Below are 18,164 nucleotides of genomic sequence, written 5' to 3' on the forward strand. Positions count from 1 at the left end.
AGTTTCAGGCACGGAAGATTTTTTTGGCACCTGCCTATTAATTGTTTCCGTCGGTGGGGTAGAGGTAACCGTGAATCGCCGGTCCCGTGGGCTGTCCGGTGGGTGAGCCCCCTTCGGGCTCGACGCTGATGCCGAACGTGGCCTCCTTGAGCAGGGCAGGGTCGTAATTGCTCAACGCCCCTTCATCCAGCGCGAAATCGTTGCCCAGAACGCCCACGGAGCGGGGGTTTGGACCCAGCTCGTCGGCCTTGATCCACAACTGATAGGATTTTCCGGGTCTTGGCTCGGCGGTGACCGGCCGGATGTTGAGCCGTTGCTCCTTCAGGTCCACCGTCAGCAGGAAGGCCGGCTGCTCATCGTTGTTCTGGAAAACCGCAACAAACGACTGGGCTTGAGGCTCGGGCTGCGGCTGGAACGCCAGAATGGCCACGAGAACCAGGGCGGCCGCCGAGGCAATCGCCGTGCTCCAGCGCCAGCGGTTCAGCTGGCTGCGCAGCGCAACCACGTTGGACGTTTCGGCAGCCTCGCGAGGCGTCGATTCCACCCGGTCCAGAGCCTTCTCGATTTTTGCGAACAACGCCGGTGAGGGCTGAACGGGCTCGGTTTCCTCGGCCAGCTTACCCAGGCGCTCTTCCCATTGCAGAATCAGCGCATCTACCTCCGGGTCCTCATTGCGCCGGCTTTCAAGATAGGCCCGCTCCGAGGCTGGCAATGTGCCCAGAACGAACTCTGCAACCAGCATGTCCAGGTCGTCGCGTTCAGTCATGATTCGAGGCACCTTTTGAGCTGTTTCAATGCGCGGTGAAGCCAGGTCTTTACCGTGTTGACCGGCTGTTCAAACTGGCTTGCCAGGTCCTCCCGGGACCATCCGTTAAGGTAGGCCAGGCGCACCATGTCCTGTCGGTCTTTTTCCAGTTGGTCGATGCAGTGATTCAGTTGATTTGCCGCCCGCTGGTCTTCCAGCTGTTCCTGAGCTGATGTCTGCCGGCCTGGCATCTCATCCAGCTCGTCGCTGTTCGTGGTGCGTCCGGCGGGGTGTTTGCGCAGCTCATCAATGGCACCGTTACGGGCAATCGACACCAGCCAGGTAATCGGCGAAGATTTGCCGTCCTGAAACTGCTCGGCTTTTTGCCAGATTTTGAGATAACTGTCCTGGATAACATCGTCTGCCCACCCTCTGTCTCTGAGGATACGCAACACGGTGCCCAGAAGTTTCGGGGCAGTTGCCTGGTAGAGGAGGGCGAAAGCCTGGCGGTCTTTTTGAGCGACGCGGTGAATCAGCCGGGCAACACGCTCAGGGCCATCGGATGGCGACTGCGGGCCGGTTCCTGCGCTGGCATTGTCTGGGAGCTGATGGGAGTCAGGCTTCATGGGGCCTCGGGCTTTGGTGTCTGATCAGCAGGTTACTGGTTGGTCCGTTGTTGCTCAACATGAAATTGCAGTCTGGCTAACACTCGGTGTGAGCTATTCGTTTGCTCAGTGGCACAGTTGGCTGAGGAATGCAGAGACTGGCGGATGATTGGCCAAGGCATTCGGGTAGACCACCATGAGTTCCTTTTCCAACCCAGGGTTACTAACGGGGATGGCTCGTAGCGAGCCCGCCTGGACTTCCTCCCTTACCGTCGCTTCCAACACCAGCGATATACCCAGTCCAACCTTGACTGCCTGTTTGACAGCCTCTGTGCTCCCTAGTTGCATAGACACCTTCGGAAACGGTCCCTCGTCACCAAAGAAGTTTGCCAGTAGCCGGCCTGTGCCTGTGCCAGGCTCTCCGCCAAGCAGCGTCATTTCTGCGAGGGTGTCCCGATCTATGCTTTGAAGATCTGCGCATGGGTGATCGGGTGGAACAATCAGTACCATCTGTTCTCGCCGCCAATCCTGCGCCAGAAATCCGGGTTTAGGCTGCCACCACTCCATTATGGCTATGTCGAGTTCACCGATCGTTAGTTGCCGGGCAATTGAGGGGTTATTATCAATTACGAGGTCCACGTCGGGCGAGGCTTTATCGTCCCTGAAGGCCCGAAGATAGGGCTGGAGCATATATATGCCAATGTTTGAGCTCGCCCCTATCCGAACGCCGGCCCCCCGAACCGCTTCACGGGCATGTTTGTCGAGGCGCAATATACTGTTTGCGAATGGTACCAGTGCCAAAGCTGCCCTGGTGGGCTCGCAGCCTGATCTTCCCCTTCGAATCAACAACACATCCAGGTCTTGTTCCAGTTTCTGGATATGCTGGGAGAGAGTGGGTTGGGCGATTCCAAGATTCTCTGCAGCGGCCTGAAAACTCTGATGCTGGACCAACGCGATAAAGCTCTTGAGCCAGACCGGATTCAGCATGGAGAGTCCTCACGTAATGACGGAGAATTGATCGCATCCCGCGGCCGTTCACCCCGTAATGCCTGCAGAATGTTCTCGGCCGCCCGTTGCTCAATGGCCAGCCTTACACTTTGTACGGCCGAGCCGATGTGAGCGGTAAATAATGTGTTCGGATGGGCAAGTAACTCCGGACTGATTTCATGCGGACGATCCGTTCGTGCCCAGTCCTCCATTTCGAATACATCGGCGGCGTAACCACCCAACTGTCCGGAGGCCAGTGCCGCCAGTACGGCGTTCTCATCGACCACAGAACCCCTGCATGGGTTGATCAGATAGGCACCCCGCTTCATCAGTGCCAGGCGTATAGGGTTTATGGTGTGAAAGGTATGCTCGTTCAGTGCCAGCGCCAGTATTACGATATCGGATTGGGCGAGAAGCTCTTCCAGTCCTGTATGCGCCAGCCCCAAATTCCTCTCTTCATCAGAGGGCAAGCCCTCGGGCTCTGAGTAGAGCAGGTTCGCACCCCATCCCTGCAGACGGACAGCTATGGCCTTGCCAATGGCACCCATTCCAACAATGCCAATGGTAGCGCCCTCAATTCCCAGCCCATAGAACTTCGGCTGCCACCCTCTGAACTCTCCGGAACGAACAAATTCGTCCGCTGCCTTTACCTGCCGGGTAAGGCCAACGGTGAGTCCGATGGTCAGTTCTGCGGTGGGTACGGTTAAAAGATCCGGCACGAATGAAAGCCACACCCCATGGCGAGTGCAGGCGTCCACATCGAAGTTGTCGTAACCTTTCAGGGCTGCGCCCACGATCTTCAGGTTCGGGCAATCCGCCAGAAACTCATCGCCGATCCTGTCCGGCATGAAGGCCATCACGGCATCGGCTGTGGCTACCCTGGCCTTCACCGAATCTGGCGGGAGCGTGCGGTTTGACTGATTGGTTACAAGCTCACAATGTGGTTCGAGGGCAGCCAGGACTTCATCGTGTACCCGGTGAGTTATCACAACTCTTGGTTTCATTCGTTTTCCTTACTTGAATTTCTTACGGAGGAAGCCGCTCAGGCTGTCGACAATCGTGACCATCAGGAGGATAACAATCAGGATGGCACTGACTTCCTGGTACTGCATGATGCGCAGTGAGCCCATGAGTTCGAAACCGATACCCCCTGCTCCCACCATGCCCATAACGGTCGAGGCGCGGAAGTTGTACTCCCAGCGGTAGATGGATACATCTGCGAACTGCGGCAGAACCTGGGGCAGAACTGCGTGCCAGAGAACCTGTAGGCGAGTCGCTCCGGCGGCATCGGCTGCTTCCACCGGGGCTTCGTCCACATGTTCAATGGCTTCTGCAAAGAATTTGCCGACCATCCCAATAGAGTGAAGGCCGAGGGCAAGAACGCCCGGTAGCGCGCCAAAGCCGACGGCAGCGACGAAGATAATCCCCATGATCAGTTCGGGAACTGACCGCAGGCCATTCAGAATGGTGCGTGTTATGTGGAAAACAGCCGGGTGTGGCGACGTATTCCGTGCAGCAAGGAAAGCCAGTGGTACCGAAGCGGCAACCGCAATTGCAGTGCCGGCAATGCTCATGGCGAGGGTGTCGACAAGTGGCGAAACCCAGTTCATGACATTGGTAAAGTCGGGCGGCAGAGATTCACCCAACAGGACGCCAATCGCTGGCATGCCATTGGCCAGGGTTTTGAAATCGAGCAGGCCCACGTACCAGCTGGCAATGAGAATCACCGCAAGGACCAGACCTGTCTGCAGGAGTTTTTTCCGCCAGCCCCGGGCATGCTCATCCAGCACCGGAGCTGACGGAGCCGGCGACAGAGTCGCCGGTTCCGTCGGGGTATAACTCATGGATTTCCTCACATCTTGGCAAAGTCGAGGTTCAGGAGGCTGCCCATGCGCCGGATTACGTCGTAATCCGAATCGGAGATAGCAGCAAAGCCTTCAGCCTTGAGGTTGCTCAGGATTTCCTTGTCGTCGATGCTGATGAAGGCATTTCGAACCTTTTCTTTCAGCTCCGGGGCGAGATTTGAGCGCATGGCCCAGGGATACTGGGGGAATTCGCCGCTATATCCGAGAACCTTCACGTTATTGCGGTCAATCAGGCCACGATCCATCACATGCTGGAAAATTACCTCGGACAGGCCGCCGGCTTCTGCGTTGCCATTTGCCACATTCACTGCCACAGAGTCGTGGGACCCTACGAAATGTGCCTCATAGTCACGGCCGGCTTCCAGGCCCGCAGATTCCATCAGGACAGTTTTGGGAATCAGGTGGCTCGATGTAGAGGCCCGATCACCGTAGGCCATCTTCTTGCCCTTGATGTCAGCATAGGATTCAACCCCGGCGTCTGCGTTGGCAATGATGATGGAGCGGTACGTTGGCTTGCCGTCCACAATCATGGCTGCAAAGGGTTCGATGTCGCTCTTGCTCTTGGCCATCACGTAGGACAGAGGGCCGAAGTAGGCCAGGTCGATACGTCCGAAGCGCATGGCTTCAATCATTGATGAATAATCGGTAGTCACGATCAGCTCAACTTCCTTGCCAAGCGTGCTTTCCAGATAGTCTTTTAGTGGTTGATTGCGTTTGATCAGTTCAGAGGCGTTTTCATCGGGCAGGAGAGCAACTTTCAGAAGATCAGGGTCTGGATCCGCTGCGAGTGCCTGCGAATTCAATCCTGTCACCAGGCAGAGTGCTATCAAGAGGTTCATTAACGCTTTCATCGGGCTATCTCCAGTTTCTTCGGTTGGGGGTTAACGGGTTTGGTGGCGGGAACCGGGACGGTTCGGGGTTTGGTTTCGTAGTTTCCGTGGTAGATCTCATTCAGGTGGTGTTGCTTCAAGTCTGCAGGTGGTGCATCGAACACAATCCTGGCATTCGCCAGGCCGATGATTCGGTCTGCAAAGCGTTGGGCGTATTCCAGCTGATGCAGTGAAATAACAGCGGTAATACCGTCTTCCTGGCAGATATCGCGCAGTAACCCCAGTACCTTTTCCGACGTCGCCGGATCCAGACTGGCAACGGGTTCATCCGCGAGGATCATTGAGGGCTGTTGTGCAAGTGCGCGCGCGATGCCAACTCGTTGTTGCTGGCCTCCAGACAGCTGGTCAATCCTGGCCAGGGCTTTGTCGGCAAGTCCAACGCGTTCAAGGCAGTGAAGGGCAAGTTCAAGATCGCGCCTGGGCATTGGTAACAGGCTGCGCCAGGTGCTGTGATAGGCAAGCCTGCCCGTCAGTACGTTCTGGAGTGCAGTGTGGCGCTCAATTAACTGATGGTGCTGGAACACCATGGCAGTGCGGCTTCGGTGCAGCCGAACGGTTCTGCGGTTATCAAGGTCACCAAATTCCGCCGAAACGACCTTGCCAGCCGTTGGCTGCACCAGGTGGTTGAGTGACCTCAGAAGCGTGGATTTGCCCGCACCGGAAAGGCCGAGCAGGACCGTAAATTCGCCCTTGTTGAAATCAACGGTGGTTGGCCGTAGAGCAAGGACATTGCCGGGGTAAGTCACCCCCATGTCCTCAATGCGAAGCATCATGTCGGGGTATGAAGCAGGCGTCATTGGATCACCTTTTGCAATGAATAAGCTCGCTTGATTGCGACTTACAATGCAACGCTAATCCTGAGAGGTGACAATGCAGTGTCAGTGACGTGACACCTTAGTGACCATTTGCGCCGGCCGAAGAAGAATTACGAAGTCAGGTTTTCCTGCTTGCGCCACCGCACCGGTGGCATGCCCGTCCAACGCCGGAATGCCCTGTAAAACGTGCTTACCTCGGCAAACCCGAGCGCTTCGGCGATTTCAGGTAGGGAAGCGCTGAAATCAACGACCGCCTGCAGGGCTTTTTCACGGCGCACGTCGTCGACCAGCCCGTCAAAGGTCTGGCCCTGTTCCCGGAGCCGCCGGGCCAGGCTGCGTTCGCTGATGCCCAGGGCTTCGGCTGCGTCTGCCCGGCGGGGCAGAACCGGGCCTATCCGGGCAGTGAGCCATCTTCGTATTTCTGGCACTGAGGCACTGTTGATGGAGAGGGCGGCAAGGCGGGCATTGGTGTAGCGCTCGTGCACCTGGGCAAGCTGGGGGTCCGCCTGGGGCAGGGGCTGGTCCAGAACGGCGTTGTCGATCTGAACACCGCTGAACGCCTGCTCGAACTCCACCGGGCAATTGAATACGGTCTGGTAACCGGCCAACGGCCCCAACCGGGGCTGGCTGAACTGCACCCGGGATGGTTGCATCCGGGTGCCGGTAACCCAGCTTCCGAACCCCACCACCGACGCCAGCACCGCTTCGATCTGGTGCGGGCTGAAGGCCAGCCGGCCCTGCCTGGGATGGTAAACCAGCCAGGTGGCTGTGTTGCCGGCAACAATCTGGAACCGCCCGCCATCGGAGATCAGCCGCTGGAAACGCTGCACCATCACAATGGCCTCCCGCAGGGTTGCGGCAGATTGCAGCGCAAAACCCACGCCACTGATGCTCATCGGGGAGAACTCCGCTCCCACCTTCAAACCAAAGCCCGGGTCGCCGGTGCAGCGTTCGGCGGCGTGCCAGAGTCGGGTAATATCGTCAATCGGCCAGCGTTCCAGCTCGCAGGCGGAGTGCGCAATACCTGCCGCGGCCAGCAGTTGCTCGGCCGTTACCGACAGCCTCTCTGCAGCACCGATCACGGTGTTGACCCAGCCAATGGAAACCGTGGCCTCTAACGTCAATTTTGTTGGCCTCTGAAGTCAATTTTAAAGCCATGGTACCGGTATATCTTTAAAGCTGACAACTCATTGCGATCAGGTCGGATGCGATATGGCCAAGGTAATTTCCTCAGATATTCTGGTAGTCGGTGGAGGGCTGGCTGGGATTGTCGCCGCCCTGGAAGGCCTGCGCGCCGGCAAGTCCGTTGTCCTGGCAGACCGGGATACCGAAGAGCGCATGGGAGGCCTGGCCCTGTGGGCCTTTGGCGGCATGATGCTGGTGGGCACGCCGCTGCAGAAGCGTATGAAGATTGCAGACACACCAGAGATTGCCCTGGAAGACTGGCTGAGCTTTGGCGAGCTGGCCCCCGACGATGAATTGCCCCTGCAATGGGCCCGTTACTACGTTGAGCATTCACGCTCCGAGGTTTACGACTGGCTCAGCAACGAAGGCATCAAATTTCTGCCCGCCGTGAACTGGGTTGAGCGCGGCCGTTTCGGCGATGGGAATCGTTTGCCCCGGTACCATGTGGTGTGGGGCACCGCCCGGGAACTGGTCCGCTGCCTGATGACCGCGCTGCACCGGGAGAACACCAGCGGAAAGCTCACGCTGCTGCACCAGCATCGCATTACCGAACTGGACCACGAAGCGGGAAAAGTCAGCGGCGCCCTGGCTATCAACGAGGCCACGGGAGAGGAAGTTCGCTTCGCGGCGTCGGCCGTGGTGCTGGCCACTGGCGGCATCAACGGCAGCCACAAGGAATGCCGCGCGAACTGGCCGGTTGATCGCCCGCAACCCACCCGCATGCTGAATGGTGCCCACCCCTATGCCGATGGCCGCATGCATCACTGGGTGGCCGACACCCTCGGAGGCCGGATTACCCACGCCGGCGAAATGTGGAACTACGCGGCCGGCTTCCCGCATCCGTACCCCCATTTTCCGGGCCACGGCCTGTCCACCATTCCCTGTAAATCGGCCCTGTGGCTGAACCACCGGGGTGAACGGATTGGCCCGGAACCCCTGGTGACCGGCTTCGATACCCACTGGCTGTGCCAGCGCGTGGCCGAGCAGGAAAAGCCCTGGACCTGGCACCTGCTTAACTGGCGCATCGCCGCCAAGGAATTTGCCATCTCGGGCGCCGAGCATAATGCCCGCATCCGGGATAAACAGTTCCCCCAGTTTGTGAAAGAGCTGTTGCTGGGCAACCACGCCCTGATTCGGCAGATGCAGCATGAAAGCCGGGCCTTCCTGGTGGCCGACAGCCTGACGGATCTGGCCGGCAAGATGAACGCGCTGACCTGCTCCAACGACATCAACCCGGCAACACTCAAGGCTACCGCGGATGCCTTTGATGCCAACTTCGCGGCAGGCACCAGCCTCCACGACGACCCCCAGATCCGGATGATCCAGCATGCCCGGGAATGGAAGCCGGATCGCCTGCGCACCTGCAAGCCGGCCCCGTTGCAGAAATCCGGCGCCGGCCCCTTTATCGCCATCCGAATGCAGCTGATTACCCGCAAGAGCCTGGGTGGCCTGCAAACCGACCTGCAAAGCCGCGTCCTGGGTGCCCACGGGCAGCCGGTTCAAGGCCTGTATTGTGTCGGCGAGGCGGCAGGCTTTGGCGGCGGCGGTGCGAACGGAAAACGTTCCCTGGAAGGCACCTTCCTGCCCGGCTGCATCATGACAGCCCGGGCGGCGGTGCGGGCCATCGTGGCCGGAGGCTGAATCCTGTGGGCAAAACACATAACCAAAACCCCGAACCCGGAAAGCTTGGAGAACAACAATGACAAACGGCGCTCAAGCCCTGATGAAAACCCTGGTGAATGCCGGCGTTGAGGTCTGCTTCAGCAACCCCGGCACCAGCGAGATGCATTTTGTGGCCGCCCTGGATGACGAGCCCAAGATGCGGGCGGTGCTTGCCCTGTTCGAAGGGGTCGCCACCGGCGCCGCCGACGGCTATGCCCGCATGGCCGACAAACCTGCCGCCACGCTGTTGCACCTGGGCTGCGGGCTGGGCAACGGCCTGGCCAACCTGCACAACGCCCGCAAGGGCAAAGTGCCGGTGCTGAACATTGTGGGCGACCACGCCACCTACCACGTGAAGTACGATGCCCAGTTGCAGTCGGATATCGAGACCGTAGCCCGCAACGTGTCCCCGGGGTTTGTGCGCACCGCCAAGAGCACGGAAACCCTCTGCCAGGATGCCGCCGAAGCCATCGCGGCGGCCCGTACGGCACCCGGGCAGGTAGCTACATTGATTCTGCCGGCCGATGTGTCCTGGGGCGAGGGCGGTGTGCCCAGTGCGCCCATGGCACCGCCGACACCGGAGCCGGCAGACGATGCCACCGTGGAAGCCATTGCCAAGGCTATCCGCTCCGGCAAGAAAACCGCCCTGTTGATGGGCGGCCATTCCCTGCGAGAGCCCAGCATGTTGGCGGCCGCCAAACTGGCCGCCCACAGCGGCGTTACCCTGCTGGCGGAAACCTTCCCCACCCGCATGGAGCGGGGTGCCGGCCTGCCTTACATCGAACGGATCGCCTACCTGGCGGAACTCGCCACGGTGCAGCTGACCGACATCGAACAGCTGATCCTGGTGGATTCGAAGGCGCCGGTTTCCTTCTTCGCCTATCCCGGCAAGAAGAGCTACCTGGTGCCGGATACCTGCCAGGTACACACCCTGGCCGCCCCGGACCAGGATATTCTGGCCAGCCTTAACAAACTCAACGCCGCCGTTGGTGCCAGCCAGGCGCAGCCGAAGCTCCAGCCCGAGAAGCGACCGGGCCGGCCACGGGGCAAGCTGACTGCCGAGAAAGTCTGCAAAGCGGTAGGCGAGTTGATGCCCGAGAACGCCATCATCGTGGACGAGGGCATCACCTCCAGCCTGATGCTTTCGGTCATGACCGCCGGTGCACCCCGCCACGACATGATTACCCTCACCGGCGGCGCCATCGGCCAGGGCTTGCCCAATGCAGTGGGTGCTGCCGTAGCCTGTCCGGACCGGCCGGTTATCGCCCTGATCGGCGATGGCACCGCCATGTACACCATTCAGGCCCTGTGGACCATGGCCCGGGAACAGCTGAACGTCACCTCCATCATCTTCAACAACGCCTCCTACTCCGTGCTCAACATCGAGCTGGAGCGGGTCGGTGCCGAAGAGGCCGGAGAGAAGGCCAAGTCCCAGCTGGACCTGCGGGGCCCGGTGATCAACTTTGCGGAAATGGCCAACGGCATGGGCGTTCACGGCGTGCGGGTGCACACCGCTGAGGAAATGGCAAAAGCCCTGGAATACGCCCAGAGAATGCCGGGCCCACACCTTATTGAAGCCGTGATCCCGGAATCCCTGAGCGGGGTAAAGCGCCGGATACTGCCTTGGATGCTGCGCTCACTGCCGAGCCTGCCGCTGTCGGTTTCCAAGGCGCTGAAGCGCAAGCTGGCGCCCTGAGGGGGGAAGGAAGGGTTAGCCTGACCGATTGGTGGGGCTGACCCTGTCTGCCAGTGCCTCGGCAATATAGCGGTAGCCCTTCTGGCCGGGGTGATAGCCATCCCTGGCAAGAAGCTCAGGATCGGTAACCACCGGGTAGTTCACGTAACGGAAGTCTTCAGGAAACTGGCGCGCCAGCCGGATATAGAGGTTATCCAGCTGCCTGGCCCGCCACCCCATCACATGCCGAAGCGGCGAGGGCAGCGCCGTAAAAAGATGCATCGGCGGCACGCTCAAAAGCAGAATAGGCCCTGAATATCGTGGCGCCAGCAATTCACGCAATGCCTGCAACTGCCGGCGGAAACGAAAGCGGGGCGTGAAGCCCGTGGTGTCGTTCACCCCCATGCTCAACAGCACCACATCCGCCTCTGGCAACTCGGCGGTTTCCAGCGTGTGAATCAACGCCCCGAGCCGGATGCCGTTGACCCCAAAGGTATGCCAGGCAATGGTCTGGCCCGTGCGCTCGTGGATTTCCCTTGCCAACTGGCTGGCCAGGCCCTGATCGTGGGTTTCAACACCCACACCGGCCGCCGTGGATTCGCCAATCACCAGGACTCGCCTGGCGGGAGTACCTTCGCCATATTGGCCGCACGGAGAGCCACCGGCCTCCGGCAGCCTGGGCGTTGTGCGGCGCGCCTGTTTGCCCTGGTAGAGCAGTACCGGAAAGAGCAGGGTAGTCGTCAGCCAGAAAGGGAGGTGCATCGAGAAGCTCCGGTTTTACCGACAGGTTAGTGAGCGACTGACTTGGAAAACAGATTGATCACAGCAACACCGGTGATAATCAGCGCCATACCAATCACAGTGGCGGCATCCAGAGCCTGCCCGTAAATCAGCCAGCCGATAAGTGCCACCAGCACAACGCCCATGCCCGCCCAGATGGCATAGGCCACGCCCACGGGGATTTCCTTCAGGGTCAGCGAGAGGAAGTAAAAGGCAATTGTATAGCCGGCAATCACCAGCAGGCTGGGCCAGAGTCTGGTGAATCCTTCACTGGCTTTCAGGCCGGTGGTGGCAATCACTTCCGCTACGATGGCAACGCCCAGAAAAATCCAGCTCTTCACAACTTACAGCCCCCATTGGTGAACAACCGCCCGGCAAGACCGAACGGCACTCTGTGGCTGCGGAGTCTATCAAAAACCAGGCCGATAACGCGCGGGCTTATCCCGGCCAGAGCGGTGGCCATTGGCCGTGGAGCTTGTTGTACTGCTCGATCGGCTCGCTACGGTAGCCGCCAGCATAGCGCTCTTTCACGCTGGGATGCACTCAGGTGCGGTTGGTCTCAGGCGGCGGAATCTCGCGTACCAGCTTGCCCAGCAACTTGTACTTGCCCTTGTACTCATTGTGCTGATCGGCGTTGGCGTGGGTTACGGCGGGCAGGGAATCGTTGAACACCAGGGCGTGTTTTTGCGCTTCCTCTTTCAACCACAGCAGGGGGATATCCGCCAGGGTGCGGCCCTGTTTGTCTGGCTCGTAACCGCCGCCGACGTCCGAGTGCACCCCGGCAAACCAGACCTGGGCCAGATCGGTGCCGTCTCGCGGGTCCCAGAGCGTGGGTTCGAAATCCTCCCGCTGCTCGTCCAGCGAAAGCGCGTGGCGGGCGACGCGAATGTTGCTGCCGATCTTACAATCGTAGAACAGGTCCCGATCCTTGATCAGGCCGAAAAAAGTGAATGGCAGGCCCAGGGCGCCCACGGTATCCCACACCCCGACAAACCGGATCGGCGTGCGCTGTTCCAGCGAATATTTCGCCTTCCAGGTCATGGAGTGGTCGCCGTTGGCTTTGTGCTTCTTGGTTTTGTAGAGCTTGAAGGCCTCCTCGATCCGGCTGCCGTGTTCTTTTCGCAGTATGCTGCAATTATTGATCATCCCGCACAGGCTGCGGGCCGTGTAGGCACCGCGGCTGAACCCGAACAGGAAAATCTCGTCGCCGGGCTCGTAGTTGTGCACCAGAAACCGGTAGCCGTCCATCACGTTCTTCTCCAGACCGTACCCGGTGGCGCCGGCTCGGAGGGAATCGTGGTAGGAGCCAATGCCCCAGTCGTAGAAAACCACCTGTTCCACCCCGTTACCGTCGGTAGGCCGGATGGCGCGGGCAAATTGCAGAACGTTGGTGGGGAAGTCCTCACCCAGTATTTCCTCCGGGCGATTCCAGGTGCCATCGAAGCAGACAGCAATGCGTTTCATGGGAGTGACCTCCTGTCGTTTTGTTTCCCGTTGCTCCACCTGGGAACCGGGGAGCAACTTTGCCCACTCTCCGGCGAATGGAAACGGCCGGTACATCCTGTTTGGTGGGTATAGATGAGTATCTCAGGTATGTGAGTTGGAGGGTAGTGCCGACAAGCTGGAGTTATACGCACGCGTTCCCAAAACTCCAGATGTCAGATGAGAAATGCCGGTAACTATCTGATAGGGTTGGAAAGTGAAGGAAATCTGGGCGGAGTTATACGCCTATAGCGGGAGCAGGAGTGGCTCAGGAGAGCGCGTATAACTCCGGCGGTAGCCGTGGTAATTGATGCCGTGGATGCTGCGCTCATTGCCCAGCCTGCCGCTATCGGTTTCCAAGGCACTGAAGCGCAAGCTGGCTCCGTGAGGTAATCGAGCCGGGCGGCTCATCAGCGGGCGGACGAACTGGATCTCAGCGACTATCCTTTCTCCAGGCATTGTCACTATTGCCAACGGAGCGCTGAGCCCCGTTCGTTCGCAGCCCACCTGCTTTACGAGGTGATCATGACTGATACGGAAAAACGCCCGCTGTATATACCCTACGCCGGCCCCTCGTTGCTGGAGATGCCTTTGCTGAACAAGGGCAGTGCCTTCACCAACCGGGAGCGCATGGATTTCAACCTGGTCGGCCTGCTGCCACAGCATGTGGAAACCATCGAGGAGCAGGCAGAGAGGGCCTACAAACAGTACAAGCTGTGCCAGAACGATCTCGACCGCCACATCACACTGCGGGCGATCCAGGACGACAACGAAACCCTGTTTTACCGACTGCTGGAAGACCATCTGGAGGAAATGCTCCCGATCATCTACACCCCGACCGTGGGGGATGCCTGCCAGGAGTTTTCCAACATTTACCGCAACCATCGCGGCTTGTTTGTCTCCTACCCGGACCGCGAACACCTGGACTACCTGCTGCGCAGCGCCACCAAGGAACGGGTCAAAGTGATTGTGGTGACCGACGGCGAGCGCATTCTCGGGTTGGGAGACCAGGGCATCGGTGGCATGGGCATTCCCATCGGCAAACTGTCCCTGTACACCGCCTGTGGCGGCATCAGCCCGGCCAATACCCTGCCGATCATGCTGGACGTGGGAACCAATAACCAGCAACTGCTGGATGACCCCATGTACATGGGCTGGCGGCACAAGCGTATCGGCCAGAAAGAATACGACGAATTCGTGGCCGACTTCCTCGCGGCAGTGAAGCGCCGCTGGCCCAGCGTGCTGGTGCAGTTTGAGGACTTCGCGCAGAACAACGCCATGCGGTTACTGAACAAGTACCGGGACCAGGCCTGTTGCTTCAACGACGATATTCAGGGCACGGCTTCAGTGTGCCTGGCCACCTTGCTGGCCGCCTGCAAAACGAAGAAAGAAAAGGTCAGTGAACAGACCGTCGCGTTTTTGGGCGCCGGGTCCGCCGGCTGCGGTATTGCCGAGCAGATTATCGTTGCCATGACCAATGAGGGGTTGTCCGAGCATGAGGCGCGCCAACGGGTCTACATGGTCGACCGGGACGGGCTGCTGACCAACGATCAGGACGGCCTGCAGGATTTCCAGAGAACACTGACTCAGGACCCCGGGCGGTTAAAGGGCTGGCCGGGCCGGGAACTAATCGATGTGGTCAAACAGGCCAAGCCATCGGTGCTCATTGGTGTCTCCGGTCAACCCGGCCTGTTTACCGAAGACGTGATCAAAACCATGCACGCGAGCTGTGACCAACCCGTGGTAATGCCCCTGTCCAATCCCACCTCCCGGGTGGAGGCCACACCCGAGGATATCCTGAAGTGGACCGATGGAAAGGCCCTGGTCGCTGCCGGTAGTCCCTTCAAGCCGGTGGAGCTTGATGGCAAAACCTACCCCATCGCCCAGTGCAACAATGCCTACATCTTTCCGGGCGTTGGCCTGGGTGTGGTGGCCGCCGGCGCCTCCCGGGTAACGGACACCATGCTCACAGCCGCCTCCAACGCCCTGGCAACCCAGGCCCCCATTGTGCAGGGCACCGGGGATGGGCTGTTGCCAGACTTGGCCGGTATCCAGGACCTCAGCCGCCGAATTGCCTTCGATGTGGCCAGGCAGGCTCAGGAAGAGGGAGTGGCTCTGAGATCCGATGAAGACACCATCCGCCGATCCATCGAGCGCAATTTCTGGCGACCGCGTTATCGGCGTTACCTGCGGCGCGCCATCTGACAGTTAGACAGCCGTGCGGAGCTAGGGGGAACCGCCGCCCAGTGAATCTTCCGAGGCCAGCGCCTCCGCAATGTATTGATAGCCCCGCTGGCCGGGGTGATAACCGTCACTGGCCAGGAGCTCAGGGTCGGTGACCACGGGGTAGTTCACGTAGCGGAAGTCCTGGGGAAACCGCCTTGCGAGGCGGATATAGAGGTTATCCAGCTGCCGCGCCCGCCAACCCACCACGTACCGAAGCGGCGAGGGCAGCGCCGTGAACAGGTGCATGGGCGGCACGCTGAGAAGCAGAATGGGCCCCGAATACCGAGGTGCGAGCAATTGGCGCAATTCCCGCAACTGCCGGCGGAAACGAAAACGGGGAGTGAACCCCGTGGTGTCGTTCACCCCCATGCTCAACAGCACCACATCCGCCTCTGGCAGTTCAGTGGTTTCCAGCTTGCGAATCAAAGCCCCGAGCCGAATACCGTTGATCCCGAAGGTGTGCCAGGCAATGGTCTGGCCCGTGCGCTCATGAATCTGCTTCGCCAACTGGCTGGCCAGTCCCTGATCGTGGGTTTCAACACCGACACCGGCCGCCGTGGATTCGCCAATCACCAGGACCCGCCTGGCGGGGGTGCCTTCACCGTATTGACCGCACGGTGAACCGCCGGCTTCCGGCAGCCTGGGCGTGGTGCGGCGGGCCTGCTTGCCCTGGTAGAGCAGTACCGGGAAGAGCAGGGCGGTGGTCAGCCAGAAAGGGAGGTGCATCTGAAGGGTCTCCGGTTATGCCGACAGACTAGTGAGCGACTGACTTGGAGAATACATTGATCACCACAACACCGGAAATAATCAGCGCCATCCCGATCACACTGGCGGCATCCAGAGTTTGCCCGTAAATCAGCCAGCCGATAAGTGCAACCAATACAAGGCCCATCCCCGCCCAGATGGCATAGGCCACGCCCACCGGAATTTCCTTCAGCGTGATCGAGAGGAAGTAAAAGGCCACGGCATAGCCCGCAATCACCAGCAGGGAGGGCCAGAGTTTGGTGAACCCTTCACTGGCTTTCAGCCCGCTGGTTGCTACCACTTCCGCAACAATGGCAACGCCCAGGAATAACCAACTTTTCACAGTGAATCTCCAGTACCGCACGAAATTGGGAAGCAGACGATACCAGCCGGCAGTGCCTTCTTACAGGGTGACTGCAGAAAAGGGAAACTGCACTAAGCTGGGAGTGCATGCCGGAGTTATACGAACGCGTTCGCAAAACTCCGGCATGCAGGATGAGATATGAAGGTAACTATCTGATAGTGTTGAAAGGGTAACGATGGCTAGGAGGAGTTATCCGCCCCTGGTTGAAAGTGGAGTGGCTCGTGAGTGGGCTTATAACTCTGGCGGTAGCTGTGGTAACTGGTTTCTAAGATGCTATTTTTACTGAATAATTCGGCTTCGCCACTGCTGCAGGGAACTGGAGTTTTGCGAACGGGGGATATACGAACGTGTTCGTATAATTAGCTGTTAGCTGTAAAGGAGACTACGTGCAAACACAGTATTGGGTAGTAGGTGCCACCTGGGGTGGGAGTGAAGATGTATTACCGCAATTCCTTAAACGGGGCTATTGGTACTGCTGGGATATCAATAAATTTGCTAATGAACAATCTGGTGTAGGCAATACCATTAAAAATCAGCAGCAAAGATTCGATAAGGTTCGAGTTGGTGATCGTATCGCGGTAAAGCGCCTACGAGGCCAAGGGGCAACAGATATGTCCGTTCTCGCTATCGGTATCGTCAAAGATGTCGACGTGGAAGAGTGGCGAATTTATGTGGACTGGGTTGCCGACGAGCTTGGCGACCGTAGGGTACCGCTGAAGGGGTGTACCGCTTCCATACATGGTCCTTTCCTCAATGAGGGAGAAGATAGTGTCTGGGTTAACCAAGTCCTGAATCAGTGACTTCAATCGGCTAGAGGCTGTAAACCAAATTGTGTAACTGCCCACGACTGAGTAGTCTTTTCAAAAGGATACCATCGTGGGTACGCAATTGGACCAAGAAAAACTTAAAGCTATGGCCGCCGAGCTGGCCAAGGACATCAAGTCTGAAAAAGATCTCGGAGCCCTCACACAGCAGTTGGTCAAGCTCACCGTCGAGACTGCACTCAACGCCGAACTGGATGAGCATCTTGGATACGAGAAGCACGCTCTTGAAGGCCGTGGCACCGGCAACAGCCGTAACGGCTATTCCGCCAAGCGCCTGAAGGGCCAGCACGGCGAAGTACCGATACAGACTCCTCGTGACCGGGACGGTTCCTTCGAGCCTCAGTTCGTCCGTAAAGGTCAGTCCCGCCTGACCCAGATGGATGACCAGATCTTGGCGCTTTACGCCAAGGGCCTGAGCACCCGGGATATTGTGGACGCCTTCAAGGAGATGTATGACGCCGACATCTCGGCCACGCTGGTGTCCAAAGTGACGGAACGTGTGATCGATCAGGTTCACGAGTGGCAGAATCGCCCTGTTGATCCGGTCTACCCCATCGTCTATCTGGACTGCATCGTTCTGAAAATTCGTCAGGACAAGAGAGTGATCAACAAGTCCCTATATCTGGCCCTGGGCATCAACATGGAAGGCCAGAAGGAGCTGCTGGGCCTGTGGCTTGCCGAAACTGAAGGTGCAAGGTTCTGGCTGTCGGTACTGACAGAACTCAAGAATCGGGGCCTGGAGGACATCCTGATCGCCTGTGTGGATGGCCTCAAGGGCTTCCCGGATGCTATTGCCGCTGAGTACCCGCAAACCAAAGTGCAGCTATGCATCGTGCACATGGTTCGCAACTCGCTGCGCTATGTATCCTGGAAGGACTACAAGGCCGTGACGGCCGATCTGAAGCAGATCTATCAGTCCGCCACGGAACATGAAGCCCGGCAGGCACTGGAGGCCTTTGGAGAGCGCTGGGACAGCCAATACCCACAGATCTCTCGTTCCTGGCAAAGCCACTGGGATAACCTGATCACCATCTTCGAGTACCCGCCGGCGATCCGGAAAGTGATCTACACCACCAATGCCATTGAGTCGCTGAACAGCGTGATCCGCAAAGCGACCAAGCGCCGGAAGCTGTTCCCAAGTGATGACTCTGCCCTGAAAGTGGCCTTCCTGGCGATCCAACAGGCCTCAAAGAAATGGACCATGCCGATCCGTGATTGGAAGCCGGCATTGAATCGCTTTATTATCGAATTCGGTGACCGCCTGGACGGCCACCTGTAATGGGGTGGGCAGTTACACAGATTTATTTACAGGCTC

The 18,164-nt window shown here is 58.9% G+C and carries 18 protein-coding genes; 5 read left to right on the top strand and 13 right to left on the bottom strand.

Annotated features, from left to right (window positions below; all coding sequences use genetic code 11):
- Positions 1–37: 37 nt before the first annotated feature.
- The 8 genes from AC13E3_RS15965 to AC13E3_RS16000 form a co-directional block, all read right to left on the bottom strand.
- Entirely contained in the window at positions 38–766 is a 729-nt protein-coding gene (locus AC13E3_RS15965) for an anti-sigma factor (RefSeq protein WP_008175870.1), read from the bottom strand.
- Positions 763–1,371 (bottom strand): sigma-70 family RNA polymerase sigma factor, encoded by a 609-nt coding sequence (locus tag AC13E3_RS15970; RefSeq protein WP_008175868.1) that lies wholly within the window; start codon positions 1,369–1,371, stop codon positions 763–765. The genes AC13E3_RS15965 and AC13E3_RS15970 overlap by 4 nt, the downstream gene beginning before the upstream one ends.
- A 105-nt stretch (positions 1,372–1,476) precedes the next feature.
- Positions 1,477–2,337 (bottom strand): LysR family transcriptional regulator, encoded by an 861-nt coding sequence (locus AC13E3_RS15975; RefSeq protein WP_008175867.1) that lies wholly within the window; start codon positions 2,335–2,337, stop codon positions 1,477–1,479.
- Positions 2,331–3,341: a phosphonate dehydrogenase gene (locus AC13E3_RS15980; protein WP_008175866.1), complete on the bottom strand. Its 1,011-nt coding sequence runs from the start codon at positions 3,339–3,341 to the stop codon at positions 2,331–2,333. Before AC13E3_RS15980 ends, AC13E3_RS15975 begins: the two co-directional genes overlap by 7 nt.
- Positions 3,342–3,350: 9 nt before the next feature.
- Positions 3,351–4,181 carry a phosphonate ABC transporter, permease protein PhnE gene (phnE, locus tag AC13E3_RS15985; RefSeq protein ID WP_008175865.1) on the bottom strand — a complete coding sequence of 277 codons (831 nt, stop codon included), beginning with the start codon at positions 4,179–4,181 and terminating at the stop codon, positions 3,351–3,353.
- An 8-nt stretch (positions 4,182–4,189) separates the two neighbouring features.
- Positions 4,190–5,053: a phosphate/phosphite/phosphonate ABC transporter substrate-binding protein gene (gene phnD / locus AC13E3_RS15990; RefSeq protein WP_008175864.1), complete on the bottom strand. Its 864-nt coding sequence runs from the start codon at positions 5,051–5,053 to the stop codon at positions 4,190–4,192.
- The gene (phnC, locus tag AC13E3_RS15995) at positions 5,050–5,889 is read right to left on the bottom strand and encodes a phosphonate ABC transporter ATP-binding protein (protein ID WP_008175863.1); all 840 of its coding nucleotides are present in this window, start codon (positions 5,887–5,889) and stop codon (positions 5,050–5,052) included. The genes phnD and phnC overlap by 4 nt, the downstream gene beginning before the upstream one ends.
- Positions 5,890–6,017: 128 nt before the next feature.
- On the bottom strand, positions 6,018–7,031 hold the full coding sequence (locus tag AC13E3_RS16000; RefSeq protein ID WP_286803555.1) for an AraC family transcriptional regulator: 1,014 nt from the start codon (positions 7,029–7,031) through the stop codon (positions 6,018–6,020).
- An 88-nt stretch (positions 7,032–7,119) separates the two neighbouring features.
- Between AC13E3_RS16000 and AC13E3_RS16005 the strand changes: the two genes are divergently transcribed.
- Together AC13E3_RS16005 and AC13E3_RS16010 are read left to right on the top strand one after the other, a co-directional pair.
- Positions 7,120–8,733: an FAD-dependent oxidoreductase gene (locus AC13E3_RS16005; RefSeq protein WP_273155926.1), complete on the top strand. Its 1,614-nt coding sequence runs from the start codon at positions 7,120–7,122 to the stop codon at positions 8,731–8,733.
- A 58-nt stretch (positions 8,734–8,791) separates the two neighbouring features.
- Complete coding sequence (locus AC13E3_RS16010) at positions 8,792–10,450, top strand: acetolactate synthase large subunit (protein ID WP_008175856.1); 1,659 nt, start codon at positions 8,792–8,794, stop codon at positions 10,448–10,450.
- A 15-nt stretch (positions 10,451–10,465) separates the two neighbouring features.
- Here AC13E3_RS16010 and AC13E3_RS16015 read toward each other — a convergent pair whose 3' ends face one another.
- From AC13E3_RS16015 to AC13E3_RS16025, 3 genes are all read right to left on the bottom strand, one after another.
- Positions 10,466–11,191 (bottom strand): SGNH/GDSL hydrolase family protein, encoded by a 726-nt coding sequence (locus AC13E3_RS16015; RefSeq protein ID WP_008175854.1) that lies wholly within the window; start codon positions 11,189–11,191, stop codon positions 10,466–10,468.
- 26 nt (positions 11,192–11,217) lie between these two features.
- On the bottom strand, positions 11,218–11,550 hold the full coding sequence (locus tag AC13E3_RS16020; RefSeq protein WP_014576437.1) for an SMR family transporter: 333 nt from the start codon (positions 11,548–11,550) through the stop codon (positions 11,218–11,220).
- Positions 11,551–11,752: 202 nt separating this feature from the next.
- The gene (locus AC13E3_RS16025) at positions 11,753–12,673 is read right to left on the bottom strand and encodes a DUF2235 domain-containing protein (protein WP_482902222.1); all 921 of its coding nucleotides are present in this window, start codon (positions 12,671–12,673) and stop codon (positions 11,753–11,755) included.
- Positions 12,674–13,216: 543 nt separating this feature from the next.
- On the opposite strand from AC13E3_RS16025, the gene AC13E3_RS16030 reads away from it, so the two are divergent.
- A complete protein-coding gene (locus AC13E3_RS16030; protein ID WP_104270248.1) occupies positions 13,217–14,896 on the top strand; it encodes an NAD-dependent malic enzyme in 1,680 nt (559 codons plus the stop codon).
- Positions 14,897–14,917: 21 nt separating this feature from the next.
- Here the strand turns inward: AC13E3_RS16030 and AC13E3_RS16035 are convergent, their stop codons facing one another.
- Both AC13E3_RS16035 and AC13E3_RS16040 read right to left on the bottom strand, forming a co-directional pair.
- Positions 14,918–15,643, bottom strand: coding sequence for an SGNH/GDSL hydrolase family protein (locus AC13E3_RS16035; RefSeq protein WP_104270249.1), 726 nt, complete (start codon positions 15,641–15,643; stop codon positions 14,918–14,920).
- Positions 15,644–15,671: 28 nt separating this feature from the next.
- Positions 15,672–16,025: a DMT family transporter gene (locus tag AC13E3_RS16040; protein WP_115483691.1), complete on the bottom strand. Its 354-nt coding sequence runs from the start codon at positions 16,023–16,025 to the stop codon at positions 15,672–15,674.
- Positions 16,026–16,411: 386 nt separating this feature from the next.
- On the opposite strand from AC13E3_RS16040, the gene AC13E3_RS16045 reads away from it, so the two are divergent.
- Positions 16,412–16,825: a hypothetical protein gene (locus AC13E3_RS16045; RefSeq protein ID WP_482902223.1), complete on the top strand. Its 414-nt coding sequence runs from the start codon at positions 16,412–16,414 to the stop codon at positions 16,823–16,825.
- A gap of 88 nt (positions 16,826–16,913) precedes the next feature.
- Complete coding sequence (locus tag AC13E3_RS16050) at positions 16,914–18,128, top strand: IS256 family transposase (protein WP_053115474.1); 1,215 nt, start codon at positions 16,914–16,916, stop codon at positions 18,126–18,128.
- Positions 18,129–18,164: the final 36 nt, after the last annotated feature.

This window comes from Marinobacter sp. L-80, from assembly GCF_056859395.1.

Excerpts from the sequence above, each read along its gene's own strand:
- phnD (WP_008175864.1), bottom strand. The coding sequence starts at position 5,053 with ATGAAAGCGTTAATGAACCTCTTGATAGCACTCTGCCTGGTGACAGGA.
- AC13E3_RS16005 (WP_273155926.1), top strand. The coding sequence starts at position 7,120 with ATGGCCAAGGTAATTTCCTCAGATATTCTGGTAGTCGGTGGAGGGCTG.
- AC13E3_RS16035 (WP_104270249.1), bottom strand. The coding sequence starts at position 15,643 with ATGCACCTCCCTTTCTGGCTGACCACCGCCCTGCTCTTCCCGGTACTG.
- AC13E3_RS16025 (WP_482902222.1), bottom strand. The coding sequence starts at position 12,673 with ATGAAACGCATTGCTGTCTGCTTCGATGGCACCTGGAATCGCCCGGAG.
- phnE (WP_008175865.1), bottom strand. The coding sequence starts at position 4,181 with ATGAGTTATACCCCGACGGAACCGGCGACTCTGTCGCCGGCTCCGTCA.
- AC13E3_RS15970 (WP_008175868.1), bottom strand. The coding sequence starts at position 1,371 with ATGAAGCCTGACTCCCATCAGCTCCCAGACAATGCCAGCGCAGGAACC.
- AC13E3_RS15975 (WP_008175867.1), bottom strand. The coding sequence starts at position 2,337 with ATGCTGAATCCGGTCTGGCTCAAGAGCTTTATCGCGTTGGTCCAGCAT.
- AC13E3_RS15980 (WP_008175866.1), bottom strand. The coding sequence starts at position 3,341 with ATGAAACCAAGAGTTGTGATAACTCACCGGGTACACGATGAAGTCCTG.
- AC13E3_RS15965 (WP_008175870.1), bottom strand. The coding sequence starts at position 766 with ATGACTGAACGCGACGACCTGGACATGCTGGTTGCAGAGTTCGTTCTG.
- AC13E3_RS16010 (WP_008175856.1), top strand. The coding sequence starts at position 8,792 with ATGACAAACGGCGCTCAAGCCCTGATGAAAACCCTGGTGAATGCCGGC.
- AC13E3_RS16030 (WP_104270248.1), top strand. The coding sequence starts at position 13,217 with ATGACTGATACGGAAAAACGCCCGCTGTATATACCCTACGCCGGCCCC.
- AC13E3_RS16015 (WP_008175854.1), bottom strand. The coding sequence starts at position 11,191 with ATGCACCTCCCTTTCTGGCTGACGACTACCCTGCTCTTTCCGGTACTG.
- phnC (WP_008175863.1), bottom strand. The coding sequence starts at position 5,889 with ATGACGCCTGCTTCATACCCCGACATGATGCTTCGCATTGAGGACATG.